The organism is Pseudoalteromonas sp. TB64 (assembly GCF_000498095.1).
Taxonomy (GTDB): domain Bacteria; phylum Pseudomonadota; class Gammaproteobacteria; order Enterobacterales; family Alteromonadaceae; genus Pseudoalteromonas.
This window is the reverse complement of sequence record NZ_AUTQ01000222.1, coordinates 1-18,936: the sequence shown is the minus strand read 5'-3', so window position 1 is coordinate 18,936 and position 18,936 is coordinate 1. Positions and strand designations below refer to the sequence as shown.

General features: G+C 38.7%; 12 protein-coding genes, 1 other RNA gene and 2 pseudogenes. 9 read left to right on the top strand and 6 right to left on the bottom strand.

What is annotated here, in order from left to right:
• Window positions 1–12: 12 nt before the first annotated feature.
• From accA to L647_RS0118665, 3 genes are all read left to right on the top strand, one after another.
• On the top strand, window positions 13–969 hold the full coding sequence (accA, locus tag L647_RS0118675; protein ID WP_024612386.1) for an acetyl-CoA carboxylase carboxyl transferase subunit alpha: 957 nt from the start codon (window positions 13–15) through the stop codon (window positions 967–969).
• Between the two features lie 132 nt (window positions 970–1,101).
• The gene (gene tilS, locus L647_RS0118670) at window positions 1,102–2,415 is read left to right on the top strand and encodes a tRNA lysidine(34) synthetase TilS (protein ID WP_024612385.1); all 1,314 of its coding nucleotides are present in this window, start codon (window positions 1,102–1,104) and stop codon (window positions 2,413–2,415) included.
• Window positions 2,416–2,766: a hypothetical protein gene (locus L647_RS0118665; protein ID WP_024612384.1), complete on the top strand. Its 351-nt coding sequence runs from the start codon at window positions 2,416–2,418 to the stop codon at window positions 2,764–2,766.
• Between the two features lie 110 nt (window positions 2,767–2,876).
• Here L647_RS0118665 and L647_RS0118660 read toward each other — a convergent pair whose 3' ends face one another.
• Window positions 2,877–3,773, bottom strand: a complete 897-nt coding sequence (locus tag L647_RS0118660; protein WP_024612383.1) for a GGDEF domain-containing protein — start codon at window positions 3,771–3,773, stop codon at window positions 2,877–2,879.
• Between the two features lie 134 nt (window positions 3,774–3,907).
• Between L647_RS0118660 and L647_RS0118655 the strand changes: the two genes are divergently transcribed.
• Window positions 3,908–5,881, top strand: a complete 1,974-nt coding sequence (locus tag L647_RS0118655) for a monovalent cation:proton antiporter-2 (CPA2) family protein (protein WP_024612382.1) — start codon at window positions 3,908–3,910, stop codon at window positions 5,879–5,881.
• A 108-nt stretch (window positions 5,882–5,989) separates the two neighbouring features.
• On the opposite strand, the pseudogene L647_RS01000000124565 reads toward L647_RS0118655, so the two are convergent.
• Window positions 5,990–7,137, bottom strand: a pseudogene (locus L647_RS01000000124565) (patatin-like phospholipase family protein).
• Between the two features lie 236 nt (window positions 7,138–7,373).
• Between L647_RS01000000124565 and L647_RS0118645 the strand changes: the two are divergent.
• The 3 genes and pseudogenes from L647_RS0118645 (at window position 7,374) to L647_RS01000000124560 (ending at window position 10,288) form a co-directional block, all read left to right on the top strand.
• Window positions 7,374–8,249 (top strand): DUF3014 domain-containing protein, encoded by an 876-nt coding sequence (locus L647_RS0118645; protein ID WP_024612381.1) that lies wholly within the window; start codon window positions 7,374–7,376, stop codon window positions 8,247–8,249.
• Window positions 8,250–8,388: 139 nt separating this feature from the next.
• Window positions 8,389–8,478, top strand: an RNA gene (ffs, locus tag L647_RS1000000125440) — signal recognition particle sRNA small type.
• A 287-nt stretch (window positions 8,479–8,765) separates the two neighbouring features.
• A pseudogene (locus L647_RS01000000124560) lies at window positions 8,766–10,288 on the top strand (acetyl-CoA hydrolase/transferase family protein).
• Between the two features lie 264 nt (window positions 10,289–10,552).
• Here L647_RS01000000124560 and L647_RS0118635 read toward each other — a convergent pair.
• The 3 genes from L647_RS0118635 to L647_RS0118625 all read right to left on the bottom strand — a co-directional run bounded on the left by L647_RS0118635 (window position 10,553) and on the right by L647_RS0118625 (window position 13,955).
• Complete coding sequence (locus tag L647_RS0118635) at window positions 10,553–11,755, bottom strand: multidrug effflux MFS transporter (protein ID WP_024612380.1); 1,203 nt, start codon at window positions 11,753–11,755, stop codon at window positions 10,553–10,555.
• Between the two features lie 147 nt (window positions 11,756–11,902).
• Window positions 11,903–12,517, bottom strand: a complete 615-nt coding sequence (locus tag L647_RS01000000124555) for a response regulator (RefSeq protein ID WP_076917064.1) — start codon at window positions 12,515–12,517, stop codon at window positions 11,903–11,905.
• 1 nt (window position 12,518) lies between these two features.
• Window positions 12,519–13,955, bottom strand: a complete 1,437-nt coding sequence (locus tag L647_RS0118625; protein WP_024612379.1) for an ATP-binding protein — start codon at window positions 13,953–13,955, stop codon at window positions 12,519–12,521.
• Between the two features lie 157 nt (window positions 13,956–14,112).
• Between L647_RS0118625 and L647_RS0118620 the strand changes: the two genes are divergently transcribed.
• Window positions 14,113–15,258 (top strand): efflux RND transporter periplasmic adaptor subunit, encoded by a 1,146-nt coding sequence (locus tag L647_RS0118620; RefSeq protein WP_024612378.1) that lies wholly within the window; start codon window positions 14,113–14,115, stop codon window positions 15,256–15,258.
• A 12-nt stretch (window positions 15,259–15,270) separates the two neighbouring features.
• Window positions 15,271–18,255: an efflux RND transporter permease subunit gene (locus L647_RS0118615; protein ID WP_024612377.1), complete on the top strand. Its 2,985-nt coding sequence runs from the start codon at window positions 15,271–15,273 to the stop codon at window positions 18,253–18,255.
• Window positions 18,256–18,267: 12 nt separating this feature from the next.
• On the opposite strand, the gene L647_RS0118610 is transcribed toward L647_RS0118615, so the two are convergent.
• On the bottom strand, window positions 18,268–18,936 hold a 669-nt coding region (locus L647_RS0118610; protein WP_024610111.1), incomplete at its 5' end, for an IS30 family transposase.

Below are 18,936 nucleotides of genomic sequence, written 5' to 3'. Positions count from 1 at the left end.
GTAGTTTAGAGCATGAGCCTCAATTATCTTGATTTTGAGCTTCCGATTGCAGAATTAGAAGCGAAAATTGAAGAATTACAAAATGTAAGCCGCGCTGGCGAATTAGACCTTGGATTAGAAGAGGAAGTCAGTAAATTAAAAGAGAAAAGCGACCAGTTAAAAGAGAAAATATTCTCAGAACTAGGCGCTTGGCAAGTATCACAGTTGGCACGTCACCCGTTGCGTCCTTATACTCGAGATTATATCGAGCGTATTTTCACGGAGTTTGATGAGTTTGCTGGTGATCGTACTTTTGCTAACGATCCGGCTATTTTAGGTGGTATAGCGCGTTTAGATGGTGAACCAGTAATGATTATTGGTCAGCAGAAAGGGCGCGATACGGCTGAAAAAATTAAACGCAACTTTGGTATGCCAAAGCCAGAAGGTTACCGTAAAGCTTTACGCTTAATGGAAATGGCTGAGCGTTTTAAAATGCCAATCATGACCTTTATCGACACACCGGGTGCATACCCAGGTGTTGGCGCTGAAGAACGTGGTCAATCTGAAGCAATCGCGCGTAACTTAAAAGTAATGGCGACACTTAAAGTGCCGACAATATGTACGGTTATTGGTGAAGGCGGTTCAGGTGGTGCTTTAGCAATTGGTGTTGGCGATAGAGTTAACATGTTGCAGTACAGTACTTACTCTGTAATTTCGCCTGAAGGTTGTGCGTCTATTCTTTGGAAAAGCGCCGATAAAGCACCTCTTGCAGCAGAAGCAATGGGTGTAACCGCAGAGCGAGTTAAAGAACTAGATTTAATCAGCAACTTAGTTGATGAACCTCTAGGTGGAGCGCACCGCAATTACGATGCAATGGCACGTAATTTAAAAGTACGCCTTAAACGTGATCTAGCAGACTTACAAGCACTTACGCTTGAAGAGATGCTTGATCAACGTTACAAACGTTTGATGTCGTTTGGCTACTGCTAAACTCATTAAATGTTAAAAAAGCCGCTTATGCGGCTTTTTTGCTTTAAAATAGTCAGAGTTCTTTATAACTACCAATTATTAAATCATTACTTATTTAATACAATTGGTATAACTCACCTAAAGTGTGGACACATGTATACATCAGCAATTTACCAGCAACTAAAAAAATCACTAAATAGTTATATAGAGCAAGGTAAAACCGTTTTCACAGTGGCGTTATCTGGTGGTGTTGACTCTGTGGTATTGCTGCATTTAATGAATACGCTTAAAGCAGATAATTCTGCTATTCAAGTTTGCGCTATTTATGTTCATCATGGTTTGAGTCAGTATGCTGATGATTGGCAAAATTTTTGTCAAAATGTATGTGCCGATATTAACGTGCCTTTTCAGGTTGCTAAAGTAAGTATAGAGCAGCAACCGCGCACGAGCCTTGAAGCCCAAGCGCGAGATGCTCGTTACAAAGCACTTGATGAGCTAAGCCCGCAAAACAGTATTATTTTACTCGGACAACATTTAAACGACCAAGTAGAAACTTTTTTACTGCGCTTAAAGCGTGGCTCGGGTTTAAAAGGGCTTGGCGCAATGCACCAAGAGCGTTTGCTACAAAGTGGGCGCGTATGTTTTAGACCACTGTTAAACGTAAAACGCAGTGATATAGAAGCTTTTGCAGCGCAGTTTAGTCTTGATCATATAACCGATGACTCTAATAGCGATGAAAGCTTTGATCGTAATTTTTTACGCTCACAAGTTGTGCCACTACTAGCACAACGATTTACTGGTTTTGAGCAATGCACCGCACGCAGTATCCATTTATTACAACAACAACAAGAATTACTAGAACAATATACTCAGGCCGATTTAGCACTGTGTATTAATGAGCAAAGTGCTTTAAACATAAGTGCTATTAGAGCATTCACACCGATTAGAATCACTAACGTAGTGCGTGCATGGTTGTCGCTGTTTACGCAAGTTATGCCATCGCAAAAGCAACTTGAACAAATAATTAATCAGGCAGTAGATGCTAAAAAAGACGCTCAAATACTTATTGAGCTAACTGGTGGACAAATACGACGTCATCAAGGGTATTTATACTTTGTTATTGCAACAGAGCAATTAAGCGATACAGAGCTTAACCAAAATGAGCTAAAGCTAGCTGATGGTCGTTTACTTAAAAAACAAACAGGTAAAAAAAGTAAGGGAATTAGACCTCCAAACTCTAATGAACAGGTAACCGTGCGTTTTAACTGTAATAGTGCGCGTATAAAGCCATTAAAAAAACCAGGAAGTAACACTCTAAAACATTGGTTTAAAGACACAAAGGTGGCGCCTTGGCTGCGCGGTAATGTGCCGCTTATTTTTTATAACGAAGAATTAGTTCAAGTTGTTGGATACTTTATAAGTGCAAAACATATTGATGAAAATGGTATTTATTGGGAGTGTATATAAATGAGTAAACAACCTCATGTTGGTTTGTCGTTAGTAAATAAAGCACCTATGGGTATGCTAATTACAGTTATTATTGCTGTTATAGCAAATGTTTTACTTGAGCTAAATATTATAACCTTAGGCTATGCAATTGCAGGTGGAGTTATATCAGCAGCACTTTTGTTATCATACTGGTTAGGTAAAGGTGGTTTGTTTTTTATTTTAGGTGTAAGTGTTCCGCTACTTTTAGTTTTGTTAACGCCACTAGCCACTATTACAGCCTTACTTAATTTAATCAGTGGTTTCTTTTTTGGCTTTTGTGCTGCGCTAGTAATTTATAAAATTATGTTTGGTAAGTCTAATACCAAATAATCAGATTTAAGATTGAATCATTTTTAATTAGCTATTAATGGCGGTTTGATACGTTTATTTATATCTATAAAAAAGCCTAGCGGGGGAAGCTAGGCTATATAATTTACTAGTTAATAAGCTTTAGCGCAATTTCTGCCAGACGCTTTTGCTCTATACAACCCTTTATCGGCTCTAGAGAATATTTCGTTTTCGCAATCAGGGCTGTTTGCCAACGTAAAACCAATACTGGTTGTTACTTTGTATTGCGACATCATACTTGAAGTTCTAACAAGGCGCATAATGCGCTCAGCGACTGCTTTATTAGTCGTGAACTCTGGATCTTCAATTAATATTGCAAATTCATCACCACCAAATCTAAATACAGAATCGGTGCCACGAATACTTGTACACAAAACTTCAGAAAACACTTTAAGCATGTCGTCGCCAACTTTGTGACCGTAATTGTCATTCACTTGTTTAAAATTATCTAAATCAAGTAGCATTAAACTAAATGGGCGTTGATAACGGCGGCAATTTTCGAGCTTTTGCGATAGAATGTCATTAAATTGACTACGGTTATTTAAACCTGTTAATGCATCCTTTGTAGCCAGCTTTAATACTCGGCTATACATCATCGCATTGCGAAGAGGATAAACAAGTGCAGTATGTAAAACACAAAGCTTTTTCTCAATTGCAGAACATAGTGGGTATTGGCTAAAGTAAATTAGCTGCCCTAGGTGTTCTTTTCCTATAGTTAAATCATAAAGATATGGCGTACTTGTTGTGTTGCTATCAGATGTTTGTGCTGTGCCAAGTGTCGATTGGAACTGCAACCCTGAAAAATTTATTAATTGCTTTGCAAATTTTGCATATATAGCCAAAATATCTTCAATTACTAAACTAGTTTGTAACTCTGTAACGAGCTCATGCGTTGCCGCAGGCTCATTTGTACGTGTAGGTTCAGCCGAAAACGGCAAAAAATCACCACGACCAGTTACACGTTGTGTCAAAATATGGACATTTTCCATTAAATTCTTCCCCCGAGGGTATTGCTTTGCAGTTACTAAGCGATTTTTATGCCACATTTCAAATTGGTTTTAAAATAGGTAATTGCTGTATTTAAAAGGCAGTACTTTGCTTTAATTAAATTATGAGGTCACTTTTGCAAAGCATTAATGTTCAGATTTTTGGCTTGTTAGTCGCAGCCGTACTTTTTGTATGGTTTTTCAAGCGTATAGGTTTGCCACCTATTTTAGCTTACCTGGCGACAGGGGTTTTAGCGGGTAGTCATGGCATTGACTGGTTGGCGCAAACGCACGAAATAGAATTTGTAGCTGAACTTGGCATTGTATTTTTATTATTTAGTTTAGGGTTAGAATTTTCGATTTCGCGGCTAATGGCAATGCGTAATCTTGTATTTGGATTGGGCTCACTTCAGGTGGGTATAACCAGCTTACTCTTCATTATTATTTTATATTGTTTAAATTTTAGCTTACTTACCAGTTTTACTATTGGCACTATTATGGCGCTCTCTTCAACTGCGGTGGTTGTTAAGCTATTAAAAGAAAGGGGTGAGCTTAATCAGCGACGAGGGCAGTTAGCCGTTGGTGTGCTGCTTTTTCAAGATATTGCGGTTGTACCTCTACTTATCATTTTACCTTTATTTGCATCAAGTGGTACGCAAAGTATTGGCTGGGCTTTAGCGTTTGCGTTAACTAAAGGGGCGTTTGTATGTATGCTACTTTGGGCTATTGGCAAATGGGTGCTGCCTATTGTTTTTAAAGAAATAGCCCAAGTGCGTACCGATGAGCTATTTATGCTTACCACTATATTAGTGGCTTTATTTGCTGGGTTTTTAACATACATGTTCGGTTTATCAATGGCACTTGGCGCTTTTTTAGCCGGTATGATGCTAGGAGAAAGCCGTTATCGCCATCAGTTAGAGGCTGATATAAGACCATTTCGCGATATATTAATGGGGCTGTTTTTTGTAACTGTAGGCATGCAGCTCGACATTTTATTTGTGTTGGATCATGGCTTAATTATTATTGGTGCATTACTTGGTTTACTCATATTAAAAATAGCCGTGGTTACAATAAGTGCACGGCTGATGCATGAGCGAAATCAAGACTCGCTTGCCTGTGGCATCATGCTATGGCAAATGGGGGAGTTTGGCTTCGTACTAATAGCACTTGCTGGGCAGCATGAGTTATTAAATTCAGAGCAGGCATCATTTTTAATTGCATTGGGTGTGCTTTCAATGGCGTTAACTCCATTTTTAATTGATAAAACGCCATTTATTTTAAACCGCTTAGGCATACTCGACCGTCCTAGTATGGCAATAGAGAGTGAGCCTCAAAGCAGTACGCTTTATAGTAACCATGTTGTTATTTGTGGTTTTTCGCGTGTTGGGCAAACCATTGCTCGATTTTTAAAGCCCGAGGCAATAGATTACGTCGCTATTGAAAGTAATCCTATACTTGTACAAGAAGGGAAAGCTGCAGGCGAGCCCGTAATATTTGGCTATGTTAAGCAAAAAGATATTTTAAAATGTGCAGGAGTAGAGCGTGCGCGCTTAGTTATTATTACCTTTACAGAGTTTGACCATGCTCAAGTTGTAATTGATGCAATAAAGCAACTCGCGCCTAACGTTAAAATACTTATTCGCACACGCGACGACAGCCAGCTTAATTATTTAAAAGAGTTAGGCGTAACTGAGGTCGTACCTGAGTCGTTAGAGGCAAGCTTAATGTTGGTATCGCATGTATTGTCTATGTCGGGTGTGCCAATGACCCGAATTGTGCGCCGAGTAAGTAAAGAGCGTCGTAATCGCTATCCGTTAATGCAAAGCTTTTATGCCGGCTACTTTAAAGATAACGAAGATACCTCTAGTGACCGATTAGAATATTTACATGTAGTTGCCTTGCCAGACAAAGCATTTGCCGTAAACAAAACAATTGAAGAATTAAATTTAGCTAAACGACGAGTGCTCGTAAAAGCATTGCGCAGAGAAGGGCACGAGATAGATACGCCACCAGAGGACACCAGATTATTCGCTAACGATGTTTTAGTGCTACAAGGTAAACCAAGGCGAGTTGAACGGGTAGAGCATTTTTTACTCGACGGGATAGAATAAACAGTTAAATTATTACCTATATTACTACCTAAATAATTACCTAAATAACCTGCACTGTGGATAAGAAATCTCTTAACCAGAGTTCAGGTTAAATAGTAATTTACGAAGCTAGTCTAGCTCTAAAAATTCACGCATTTTAGGTAATTGCGCCATGCCGTCTTCATAGCCAATTTGCATTAAATGCTGGGTGTAGCGTTTTTCAAATAATAAATAGCTGGTTAAACTCGATTGCGAATGCTTTTTAACACCAATTGTTCTTAAGAGTACTTTTATAGCCCAGGGCATATCGTCGTAATATTGTGCAGCAATTGCGTTGAAATTTTGCGAAGGATTTATAACAAAGCTTTCAATTTGCTTAAGTTCTTTATGTTTATCGCGTGCAGGGAGTAAACCCAATGTGCGATTAACACGCTCTAACCGCTCTAAATCAGAGAGCATAGTGTCGGTAAATATACTGTCGAGTAAATGCCCGCCCACNCAGCCGATAACCCAGGGTAGTGCGGAGAATAACCTGGAGGATGCAGCTCTCTTGGTTGCTCAACCCCAATAATAAAGATTTTTTCAGCGCCCAAATGAATTGATGGACTCAGAGGTGAAAGTAAATGCACAGAGCCATCACCAAAGTAATGGTTATGAATATTCACACTAGGGAACACCATAGGAATGGCACTTGATGCCATTAAGTGTTCAACATTAATACGAGCCGCCCGACCTTCACGCTTAGCGCGCTGCCAAGATGTTTGCGTATTTGATTGAAAAAACGTTACCGAATCACCTGTCGTGTAGCTAGATGCAGTAATAGAAAGCGCCTCTAAATAGTTACGGTGTAAGTTACGCTCAATTCTATGTAAATCTAAAATCTCGTTTAACAAACCACGCAAAGGGCGATTATTTAATAAACTCGCTGGTGGATGGTTAATATGCTCTGACTGAAAGCTCGTTAAAATATTACGAGCAATATGACCAAACACACTAAAAAAATCACTTTTATAGACCATTGAAGTAGAAAAGTTTTTCCAAACAGATTCAAGCTTTCGCACGGCTAAATGCGCACAAGATGCATAGCATGCTAATGCTGCAGAATTAATTGCACCAGCCGATGTGCCATTTATTACTCTAAAAGGCAGCGGGGCAGTTCTTGGCATACTGTGGGCTAATGCTTTAAGCACACCCACTTGATAAGCAGCGCGAGCGCCGCCGCCTGTTAATAACAAGGCTATTTTAGGTTTTTGAGGGTCAACTTGTTTGATTTTCATATTGGCGATTAAACTGTTCTACGTCTTTACTTTATTTATCAACTGTAAGTCTTTAAGCTAGAAGAATCAAAGGATAACTACTTTTATACTTTTTACATTAATAGCAGAGTACTTTAGTGCTTAATTTAATTAGCTAACATATTATGTATTAATGTAATTTTTATTATTTGTAGAATGAATTTAATCCACTTAGCGTACTCTAAGTGATATCGCATTTTAATTTTTATGGAGTTCGTATGTCAGATAAACCAGAAGCGTCAGATGTTCAAAAACGTCCACCTAATAACAATCTTCTTTTTGCCGTTATTATTTTAATAGTAGTAGCATGTGCGGCAGCCTTTGTATTGCTAAAACCAAGCGACGAGACTTCAACACGTACCGAAGTAGAGCAAACTGTTGAAGAGCAGCCGATGATGGAGATTAAACCAGAAAATGATCCCGTTGTAGATGCACCATCAGTAACCCCAGAAAAGCCGACTGAAATGACCGTACCTACTCAGCGCCCTGCCGAGCCAGTACCAGAGGTTAAACCATTACCAACACTTGATGAAAGCGACTCAGTTGTTGTAGCAAAAATGGATGAATACCTGAGTGACTCAGTAATGAGCTTAATGGTAACCGACGATGTAATTCGCCGTGGTGTTGTGTTTATAGATAATCTAGCAAAAGGCAAAGTTGCTGCAAAACACACTCCAGTAGTCAAACCAGAAGAGAAATTTACCGTAACCGAAGGTGATATTTTAACAATTGATCCTAATAGTTATGAGCGCTACACACCGTACGTAAAAATATTTACGAGTATGAGTGCAGCACAAGCCGTGCGTATGTACGATGAATACAAACCGCTTATTAATAGCGCATACACTGAGATTGGCTACGGTGATGACGAGTTTAATCAAACTTTAACAGACGCAATCGATTTATTACTTGATACGCCAGAGCCAGAAGGTGAACTGCCGCTATTACGTGATTCGGTAACTTTTCAGTATGCGTTTTCAGAATGGGAAGATTTACCGGCTGCTCAAAAACAACTTTTACGCATGGGTCCAGAAAACATGAAAAAAGTAAAAGCGGCTCTTCGTAACATAAAAGCGCAGTTAGAGAGCAATTAATACGCACTAAAATAGCTAAATACGCTGCGATTGTATATGAAGTATGCAATCGCACTTTCTTTTTCGATTATCCCTTGAATAACAGAGCAAAAGTAGAGATAATCCTTCCCGCGCCAACCAAGGCCCTCAATGGTAGTCTTATTGGTCCTCTCGCAACACTAGCAGGCGAACCTGGTCAGGCCCGNCAGCCACAGTTTGTGACGTGTGTGCCGAGATGTGGCTGATAAGACTGCCACCCAAATTCCTCATTTGGGTGTTTAAACTAATAAAATTTATCCTTCAAAAAATATTTCATTATTTTAGTAAATTCTATTTATTTTATGGATTACTTTACAGATAGCTATGTCATTTTTGTTAAAAACATCATCAAAAAGTATGTAATAATATTAACAAATAGTAAAATTAACTCCCTTTTTAATATGTTGCTCATCCTCGCTCAGTAAATACGACTTAAGTCTAGATTGTGTAGTACGAAGTTAGGCTTAGAATAACGTCAAATTTAGAGAGGAGCTCAGTATGCACTTGGAACGTATTCGTAATAGTAGCCTGCATCAAAAAGTAATGTTAGCAGAGCAGGCAAGCCAATTTATTAAAGATGGAATGACTGTAGGGATGAGTGGTTTCACTCGTGCCGGAGAAGCTAAAGCAGTACCCAGAGCATTAATTGAGCAAGTCAAAAAAAATCCAATAAAAATAAATTTAATGACAGGCGCATCACTCGGTAATGATCTTGATAAGCTACTAACAGAAGCGGGTATTTTAGCGCGTCGCATGCCTTTTCAAGTAGACAGCACTTTACGTAAAGCGATTAATAACGGTGAAGTAATGTTTATTGATCAGCATTTATCTGAAACGGTTGAGCATTTACGTAACCATCAATTAACCATGCCTGATGTGGCTGNATTGAAGCCGTTGCCATTACCGAAGAAGGGCATATTGTGCCTACTACATCGGTTGGTAATTCAGCGAGTTTTGCTATTTTTGCCAAAGAAGTCATCGTTGAAATTAATATGCTGCATAACCCGAATCTTGAAGGTTTGCATGATATATACATTCCTTCGTATCGTCCTACTCGCCAACCAATGCCGTTAGTTAAAGTGGATGACCGAATTGGTAGTACTGCAATTCCTATCGATCCTGCAAAAATTGTTGGTATTGTTTTTACTAATCAAAGTGATTCGTTTTCTACCGTTACCGACCCTGATGAAGACACCGCCGCTATTGCGCGCCATTTAGTTAGCTTTTTTAAAGAAGAAGTGGCTCAAAATAAATTGCCAGCTAATTTAGGTCCGCTACAAGCAGGCATTGGTAATATTGCAAATGCTGTAATGATGGGATTACTCGACTCTGACTTTAAAGACCTAACAATGTACTCTGAAGTATTACAAGATTCGACGTTTGACCTAATTGACGCAGGTAAGCTTAGTTTTGCATCGGGCAGCTCAATTGTGTTGTCTGAGCGTTGTAACGCGCAAGTATTTAATAATTTAGAACAATACAAAGACAAGCTAGTGTTACGCCCTCAAGAAATTTCGAACCACCCTGAAATAGTGCGCCGTTTAGGTATTATTGCAATAAACACCGCACTTGAGTTTGATATGTATGGCAACGTAAATTCAACGCATGTTTGTGGCACACGAATGATGAATGGTATTGGCGGCTCTGGTGATTTTGCTCGTAATGCTCATTTAGCTATATTTGTGACTAAGTCGATTGCTAAAGATGGCGCAATATCAAGCGTAGTGCCTATGGTTAGCCATGTTGATCACAACGAGCATGATGTTGATATATTAGTAACTGAGCAAGGTTTAGCTGATTTACGCGGTTTAGCACCGCGTGAGCGTGCTGTACAAGTTATTAAGCATTGTGTGCACCCAGAATATCGCGAAGCGATGTTAGACTATTATGAGCGCGCTTGTGAGCGTGGTGGGCACACCCCTCATTTACTTGAAGAAGCGTTTAGCTGGCATATTCGCTTAGAGCAAGAAGGCAGTATGAAAAAAGCATCTGTAGTGCAAGATATACCGCTATCAGCTTAAACCAACATTAGTTGAACTCGCTTAAATAACGCTCCTTTATGGAGCGTTTTTTTGCAACATAGAATGTAACCTGAACTGTTGATAATAAATCTATTTCAAGCAGCTGTTTCCAGCGCTAACTGCGTTGAATTTACTTGCAACAGGCTAGTTATTGCCACGTAAATTCACCTTTTTTCATCGGCGATTTTTGGTTAAAAAGAAATAAATTAAAATATTACTATGATTCAATATGTTAGAAATTATCTTAACCAGAATTCAGGTTGTTTAAGTTTTAGATAGATTGTTTATCACGTACGATTTATTTTTTACCAGTAACCATAAAACCAAAGTAATAGTGCCGATACTTAACTGAATAATACCTAAGTCACTTATAAGCTCATCTGGGCGAATTGATACCAGCATCATGCCCGTTGCTCCTGCAATCATTGAACAAAATTGAATAACCGCAACAGCTGAGCCCGTGTCGCTAGTTTGCTGATCTAGCATTAAATTAGTACCCGGTACGCGCGTAACAATAACCATGAGTGTGGCGGGAGCTGCAATACTTGCAAAAATCCAGGGTGAAAGGTGCCCAAAAGTAAGAGTAAGTACGCCGCACAACATGAGTAATATAAAGCAGATAGTAATTATTTTTTTCACTGATATTTTTTGAGAAAGCTTCATATAAATACTAGGACCAAACGATGCACAAAACGCATTAGCGGCAAACGCATAACTAAAAGTTTGCTCCGATAAGCCAAAGCCATCAATATAAATATACGAACCAGCCGCTAAAAATGCCATTAGTGTCATGGGGGGAATAGTAAAAATAGCGAGTAAAGAAAGAAAATGAGGATTTTTTATAACAACGCCTAATCGTCCCCAAGATTGTATTATCGAGCCTGTATATCTGGTTTGTAACGATTCGCGATAAGAAAGAGCAAATAACATCGACATTGTGCCAAAACCAGCCAGTGTGTAAAACATCATATGCCAAGAGCCTACTTTTAATAATAATGCGCCAATTACAGGTGCAACCATAGGGGCTATAATCACTAACGACATAATGGTGGCTATTATTTTTTCTCGCTCTCGACCATCGTATAAATCTTTTACAATAGCCGTTGCTACAACAGTTACGGCGCTGCCACCAAAGGCTTGCACTAATCGAGCACCAATAAGCATTTCAACTTGATTCGCAAGTGCACAAAGCAAGCTACCAACAACGTAAACACCTAAGCCAAGCATTAATATTGGTTTGCGGCCGAACTTTTCGCTTAATGGTCCCCAAAATAGTAATCCAATAGCATAAGCTACAAAGTAAACGCTAAGCGTTAAGTTAACCATTGCCTGATTAGTACTTAACTTTTCGACCATAGTTGGCAAGGCAGGTAAATATAAATCGGTAGTTAAAGGCGGAAAGGCACTCACAATAACTAAAAACAATAACGTGCCGGCTTTACCTAAAAAAGGTTGCTCTACTTTCACACTAAAACTCCAAAATAATGTAATACATCAGGTTTAATCGTAAAAACGTTATGGCGTTGTTGAACACTCTCATCTGGGCTCAATTTAGTTTTCAAACTTATAGCCCATGCCATAAATAGATTTAATACATTCGGACTCATCATTTATTTAATGAAGTTTTCGGCGTAAGTTTTTTATATGGCTGTCTATTGTTCTGTCAGTAACAATGCGGCTGTCTTGATATATTTTATCCATCAACTGATTACGGCTGTATATTTTGTCTTGATGATTAAATAAAAAGTGAAGCAACTTAAATTCTGCAGGCGTAAGTTGTAATGCTTTTTGATAGTAGTGAGCAGTCATCGTGTCTTCATTTACTATTAAGTTTTGAGTTTGTGATTTTGGGGTATTTCGCCTGACTATATTTTTAACTCTGGCGACGACTTCTCTTGAACTATAGGGCTTACAAATATAATCATCAGCACCTAACTCCAACCCGAGTAAACGATCAATTTCTTCTACTTTTGCTGTAGCCATAATGACGGGTACATCACTAAATGTTCTAAGCTCTCTGTATATATCTAGTCCATCTCGATGAGGTAGCATGAGATCTAATATCACGAGGTTTGGCTTATGCGCTTTAATCCAGTCAATAACGGTTAAGCCTTCTGCAATTATGTGCGTATTAAATCCAGATTGCTGTAAATATTCAGATAATATTTGTCCAAGTGTAGGCTCATCTTCAACAATCAGTACTGTATGAGTGTTATCTTTAAAATTCATATTAGTGACCTTTATTATATTGTTTTTTAAAGCTAATAATCATCGCTATACCGCCTAATGACGAAACTTTTGCGCTAATACTACCATTATGTTGTTCAATAATATTTTTACAAATAGATAAACCTAAACCGGAGCCACCAAACTCTCTGCTACGTGATTGATCAACTCGGTATAAGCGGTCGAATAGCTTATCTAATTCAGCTAGGGGTACTGATGGCGAGCTGTCTTCTATCCATAGTTCAACGGTCTCTTTTTTATTTTTTATACTTACTTTAATCACACCAGGACCGTCGGTATAACGAATGCTATTTTCGAATATATTAACGAGTAATTGACGAATTGAGTCTTCATCTAAAAGTAAAATTACCTCACGATGCATTAAGTCGTCACTTTCTAATGTTAATCCTTTTGCTTGTGCACGCGCTTCAAAGCTATACATTACGCTGCTTATTAATTCATTAAGGCTGGTGGGTTTTAATTTAATACTATAGATATTGGCTTCGGATTTAGAAAGTACATATAAATCTTCTACTAACTTACCCAAATTTAGAACTTGTTGGTGCATTGAATCGATGTTTTTAGGCTCAGGTGTACGAATACCATCTTGAATGGCTTCTATTTCACTGCGTAATACGGCAATAGGGGTTCTTAGTTCATGAGAAATGTCAGTGATCCACTGTTCTCGGGTACTTTTTTGTTGTTTTAAACTGATCGAAAGCGAGTTAAAAGCGTTGCCCAGCTCGGCAATTTCGTCTTTGCCTTTGGTTGCAATTTGGGTATTAAAATCGCCTTTTGCTAATGTAAGGGCACCTTGGTGTAATTGTTTTAATGGGGCTAAAAAATGACGAACTAAAAATACAGCACATATTAATGAAAATATACTTGCTAACCCTATTATTAAATAGAGGTTTTGTTTTTGTTGATTATAAAAACTGCCAGACAATGGACCAACAACATAACTAGTTTGCTCAATGGCTAACCAACCAATAATTTTTGTGTTTTTTATTATCGGAATTCTAGCAATATTAGAGGTAGGATCGTTAGTTGGAGGTAACGTGCCAATAACCCATTTATCATTTACATCAAGTACAAAAGCGCGATAGCTTGGAGGCCGAATACCATCTTCTTTTGAATATTTAAAACTGCGTTTAATATCGAGACTAATAATTGGTCGTGGTGGCGGTGGCTCACCAATATTAGTAAATAGTTGCTTCCAATGTTGTAAGTCTGAAGTTAAGGGTGTCCAGCCTGTTTTATCATCATAAAATTCTGCTATGGGCTTGGTAAGTTTTGATAGGTTTTGTAACTCAGTTTGGTTTATATAGCTTTGAAATCCTTTATTAAAACTGTAATTGGTAAATAGTAAGATCCCAATTACCATTAACAAACTGGTAGTAAAAAGTGATAAAAACAACTTAGAAAAAATAGTTAAGCGCATAAACTTTTAACCTACAACCTATAAATGAACGTTAGTTTATATTTTATTTTGCGGTTTCGGAATCAAATAAAACAATCTCCATCTTTTCTCCATATTTGCCCCTCTTTTAGTATCAATAATGAGGTATTCCTAATTAAAGCAAAGAGATTAAAGAGTGATGAAAGCATTTCGCAACTTATTTTTAATACCGAACTTATTAATTATTGTCTTAACACTAAGCGCCTGTGGCGAGGTTAAAAACTTACCAGATAATAAAAATGATGCTGTTAAGGTTGATGTTATTGAGCTTAAGTCGATTACGTATCAGCCGTCGGTTGAATTACCTGGTCGTGTATCTGCAATTAAAGAGTCTGAGGTACGTCCTCAAGTAAGCGGCATTATTAAAAGTCGATTATTTACCGACGGTAAAGAAGTAAAAGAAGGCGATGTGCTTTATCAAATCGATCCGGCTGTTTACCTAGCAAATGTAAATAACGCACAAGCGAGTGTCAAAAAAGCACAAGCTGATCAAAAAGTGGCTAAAAAAACATTGCTTCGTTATCAAGAATTGGCAAAAAATAAAGTAGTTAGCCAGCAAGATTTAGATGATGCAGAGGCAAGTTATGAACAAGCATCTGCAGAAGTAAATGTAGCTCAGTCTAATTTAGATTATAACAATATTTTACTATCGTATACTCAAGTTAAAGCGCCAATTTCAGGCCGTATTGGTATATCAACTGTATCAGAGGGGGCGCTGGTAACTGCAGAACAAGCATCGTACTTAACGACTATTAAACAATTTGACTCAGTTTATATTGATATGACTCAGTCATCATTAGCGCTGCAAAAAATACGCAAAGAGCTTATAGGGCAAGAGAAAAAAGACGATATCGTAGTTCCAGTTACAATTAAACTTGAAGATGGCAGTACGTATCCAACACAGGGTTATCTTGAGTCATTAGATATTACGGTTGACCAATCAACAAGTAGCGTAACATTGCGTGCAATTATGCCAAATCCCACTTTAGAATTACTGCCAGGTATATTTGTGCGAGCCACAATTATGGGGCCGGTAATGCAAAATATTAAGTTACTCCCGCAAAGCGTTATTATTCGCAGCCAAAACGGTGCGCCTTATGTTTACGTTGTAAATGAAGATAATCAAGCGATTAAAAAAGACGTTGAACTGGGCCAAGAAATAGGCACCCAATGGGAAATAAAACAAGGTTTAAATGACGGCGATAAAGTGATCATTAATAGCTTTTTAAAGCTTAAAGATGGTGCTGCTGTGATGATTGACCAAACGTCTACTTCTGACCAATAGTTGAGGTTTAATATGTCTGCATTTTTTATTAATAGACCTATTTTTGCTTGGGTGATTGCTATTGTGATCATGCTAAGTGGTATTTTTGCAATTAATTCATTGCCAATAGCCCAGTATCCCACAATTGCGCCACCAGCAATTGAAATAAGCACTTCTTACCCTGGAGCTTCGGCAAAAGCAGTTGAAGACAGTGTCACGCAAGTTCAAGTGCAAAATAGCTTATCACAAGTCGAAAATAGTTTGCCATCAGAAGTACAAGCACAAGGTGTATCTATACGTAAAAACACCTCAGGCTTTATTTCTATGATTGCTATTTATTCACCTGATAACAGCATGAGTACCGGCGATATTCAAGATTACGTAAATTCATACGTTAAAGACCCGATTAGTCGTGTGAGCGGTGTGGGTGATGTAAATGTATTTGGCCCATCGTACGCGATGAGAATTTGGTTAGATCCGGGCAAGCTTAACAGTTTAAAAATGACCCCAAGTGATGTTTACGCTGAAGTTGCTAAGCAAAATTCACAAGTAACATTGGGACAATTAGGGGGGGCACCCTCAACAGACGAGCAACAATTTAATGCCACTATTAAAGCGCAAAGCTTATTAACAAGCGTTGACGGATTTAAAAATATTCTTTTGAGAGTAAATGCCGATGGCTCGCAAGTACGCCTACAAGACGTGGCTAAAATAGAGCTTTCGAGTGAAGACTTTAGTGTTATTCCTATCTTTAATGGGCAAGGTACATCGGGTATTGGTGTAACGCTTGCATCCGGCGCAAACACGCTTGATACACAAGCAAACGTTGATGCCAAACTTGAAGAGCTTTCAAAAAGCTTTCCTAGTGGCTTAAAAGTAGCAAAAGCGATGGATACAACACCGTTCATTAAGTTATCAATTGAAGAGGTTGTGTACACCCTAATAGAAGCCATTGTTTTAGTGTTTTTTGTTATGTTGTTATTTTTACAAAACTTTCGCGCAACACTTATTCCTACCATTGCAGTACCCGTAGTATTACTTGGTACGTTTGGTGTTATGTCACTCGCTGGATTTAGCTTAAATACGTTAACCATGTTCGGGCTAGTACTTGCCATAGGTTTACTTGTTGATGATGCAATTGTTGTTGTTGAAAACGTAGAGCGTTTAATGCACGAAGAAGGTTTATCAGCAAAAGACGCAACACGTAAATCAATGACCCAAATTACAGGTGCTTTAGTGGGTATTACCACAGTGTTAGCGGTGGTATTTATTCCTATGGCATTAATGGATGGCTCAACAGGGGCTATTTACCGTCAGTTTTCTGTAACGATTGTTTCTGCAATGGTGCTGTCGGTTATTGTGGCTCTTATTTTAACGCCAGTGCTGTGCGCTACGTTACTTAAAGCACCAACAACAAAGAATGAGCACAAAGAATACTGGGTATTTAAAACCTTCAACAAAGGATTTGATACGTTAGCTGGCTACTATAACGTATCGGTAGGGAAGGTATTAAAGCGTCCACTTCGTTCATTATCTGTTTACGCTTTGCTATTAGTAGCGTGTGGCTTTATTTACCAATCATTACCTAGCTCATTTTTACCCGATGAAGATCAAGGTAATTTTACGGTAATGGTGCAACTACCAAATGGGTCTACGCTAAAGCAAACAGCAGAAGTGATGAAAGACATAACACGTTACTACCAAGAAAATGAAAAAGAGACTGTAGATACTGTTTTTGGGGTATCAGGCTTTAACTTTTCAGGTAAGGGCCAAAACGCAGCAATGGCTTTAATAGGCCTAAAAGATTGGTCAGAACGAACTGATACAGAGCACAGTGTTGATGCAATTATTGAGCGTACTATGGCGCATTTTAAAGATTACAAAAAAGGGTCTGTATTTGCGGTTAATCCACCGCCAATTCGCCAGCTTGGCAATGCAACCGGCTTTGATTTTTATTTAGAAGATATGACAGGTATTGGTCATGAAAAGCTATTAAAGATTCGTAATCAGTTACTTGAAGAAGCAAATAAAGACCCTGCATTACAAAAAGTACGAGCTAATGGGCTTGAAGATAATGCACAGTTTGTGCTCGATATTGACTACGAAAAAGCCAAAGCTCTGGGTATCGGTTTTGACGACATTAATAATACGTTATCCATTGCGTGGGGATCGTCGTATGTGAATAACTTTATTGACCGAGGGCGTTCTAAAAAAGTATATATTCAAGCGCAAGCGCAGTACCGCATGACACCTGATGATGTTAACGCCTGGTATGTAAGAAATGGTGATGGCGACATGGTTCCTATTAATGCGTTTAGTTCATCTCATTGGGAAGAAGGTTCACCACAATTAATCAGATATAAAGGTAATACAGCATTTGAAATAGTGGGAGAAGCAGCACCTGGTTACAGTACCGGTGATGCAATGGCTGCAATCGAGAAAATTTCAAGTCAGATAAGCCAAGATACAACTGTTAGTTGGACGGGGACGTCGTATCAGGAGTTAGAAGCAGGAAATCAAGCTCCTATCCTTTATGGTGTATCAATACTCATGGTGTTTTTATGTTTAGCGGCATTGTATGAAAGCTGGAGTATTCCTATATCCGTTATCTTAATTGTTCCGCTGGGCGTATTAGGGGCTTTAGTTGCTACTTACTTTAGAGGCTTGGAAAATGATGTCTATTTTCAGGTCGGGTTATTAACCACCATTGGGTTATCTGCAAAAAATGCGATTTTAATTGTCGAATTTGCAAAAGAGCTAATGGATAAAGGGGCAAATGTAATGGACGCTGCAATACAAGCATGTCGGATGCGTTTACGCCCGATTATTATGACCTCAATGGCCTTTATTTTAGGCGTATTACCGTTGGTTATTAGTACCGGCGCAGGAGCTAATGCAAGACATGCCATTGGTACATCTGTTATGGGAGGAATGCTGTCAGCGACCTTGCTAGTTATTTTCTTTGTGCCGCTATTTTTTGTATTAGTACAAAAATATGTAACGCGGATTCAAATCTGAAGTGCATAACGTTTAGGCGGCTTTAGCCGCCAAGTGATCCTGCATCAATTTTGCAGGCGTTTCAAATCCTAGTGTCTTCCTCGGACGATTATTAAGTTGCTCAAGTACTGGTATAACTTGCGCTGGTGTTACCGTCTTAAAATCTGTGCTCTTCGGCCAATACTGGCGTAGTAATCCATTCGTGTTTTCATTCAATCCGCGCTCCCATGAGTGATAAGGGTGAGCAAAATAAACAGGTACACTTAAAGCCTCTGTGATTTGCTCGTGATAAGCGAACTCTTTTCCATTGTCAGCCGTGATGCTATGAAGCGCTGACCTATATGGCCTTAATAGTTCTATCGTCGCCGCAGTGACGGCTTGTGCTGTTTTGCCTGCCACCTGAGTTGATACAGTGAATTGGGTGACCCGCTCTACAATGGTAACAAGGGCGCCTCGATGACCTTTACCTATAACGGTATCTATTTCCCAATCTCCGATACGACCTTTCTCATCAACTATTTGTGGACGTTCTTCAATGCTAACGCGATTTTTTATTTGCCCTCGGTTTGTTTTACCATGACTGCGCTTGTGATATTTCTTACCGTGTCGGCGCAGATGTAGGTATAACTCACCACCTGCTTTTTTATCTTCCCAGATATACAGATAAATGCATTCATGGCTGACAGACCGTTCACTTTCTTT

What these genes read in the sequence shown, in the direction of transcription:
- L647_RS0118615 (WP_024612377.1), top strand. Translation starts at nt 15,271, where the DNA reads ATGTCTGCATTTTTTATTAATAGACCTATTTTTGCTTGGGTGATTGCT.
- L647_RS0118660 (WP_024612383.1), bottom strand. Translation starts at nt 3,773, where the DNA reads ATGGAAAATGTCCATATTTTGACACAACGTGTAACTGGTCGTGGTGAT.
- L647_RS0118665 (WP_024612384.1), top strand. Translation starts at nt 2,416, where the DNA reads ATGAGTAAACAACCTCATGTTGGTTTGTCGTTAGTAAATAAAGCACCT.
- L647_RS0118625 (WP_024612379.1), bottom strand. Translation starts at nt 13,955, where the DNA reads ATGCGCTTAACTATTTTTTCTAAGTTGTTTTTATCACTTTTTACTACC.
- L647_RS0118645 (WP_024612381.1), top strand. Translation starts at nt 7,374, where the DNA reads ATGTCAGATAAACCAGAAGCGTCAGATGTTCAAAAACGTCCACCTAAT.
- L647_RS01000000124555 (WP_076917064.1), bottom strand. Translation starts at nt 12,517, where the DNA reads ATGAATTTTAAAGATAACACTCATACAGTACTGATTGTTGAAGATGAG.
- tilS (WP_024612385.1), top strand. Translation starts at nt 1,102, where the DNA reads ATGTATACATCAGCAATTTACCAGCAACTAAAAAAATCACTAAATAGT.
- accA (WP_024612386.1), top strand. Translation starts at nt 13, where the DNA reads ATGAGCCTCAATTATCTTGATTTTGAGCTTCCGATTGCAGAATTAGAA.
- L647_RS0118620 (WP_024612378.1), top strand. Translation starts at nt 14,113, where the DNA reads ATGAAAGCATTTCGCAACTTATTTTTAATACCGAACTTATTAATTATT.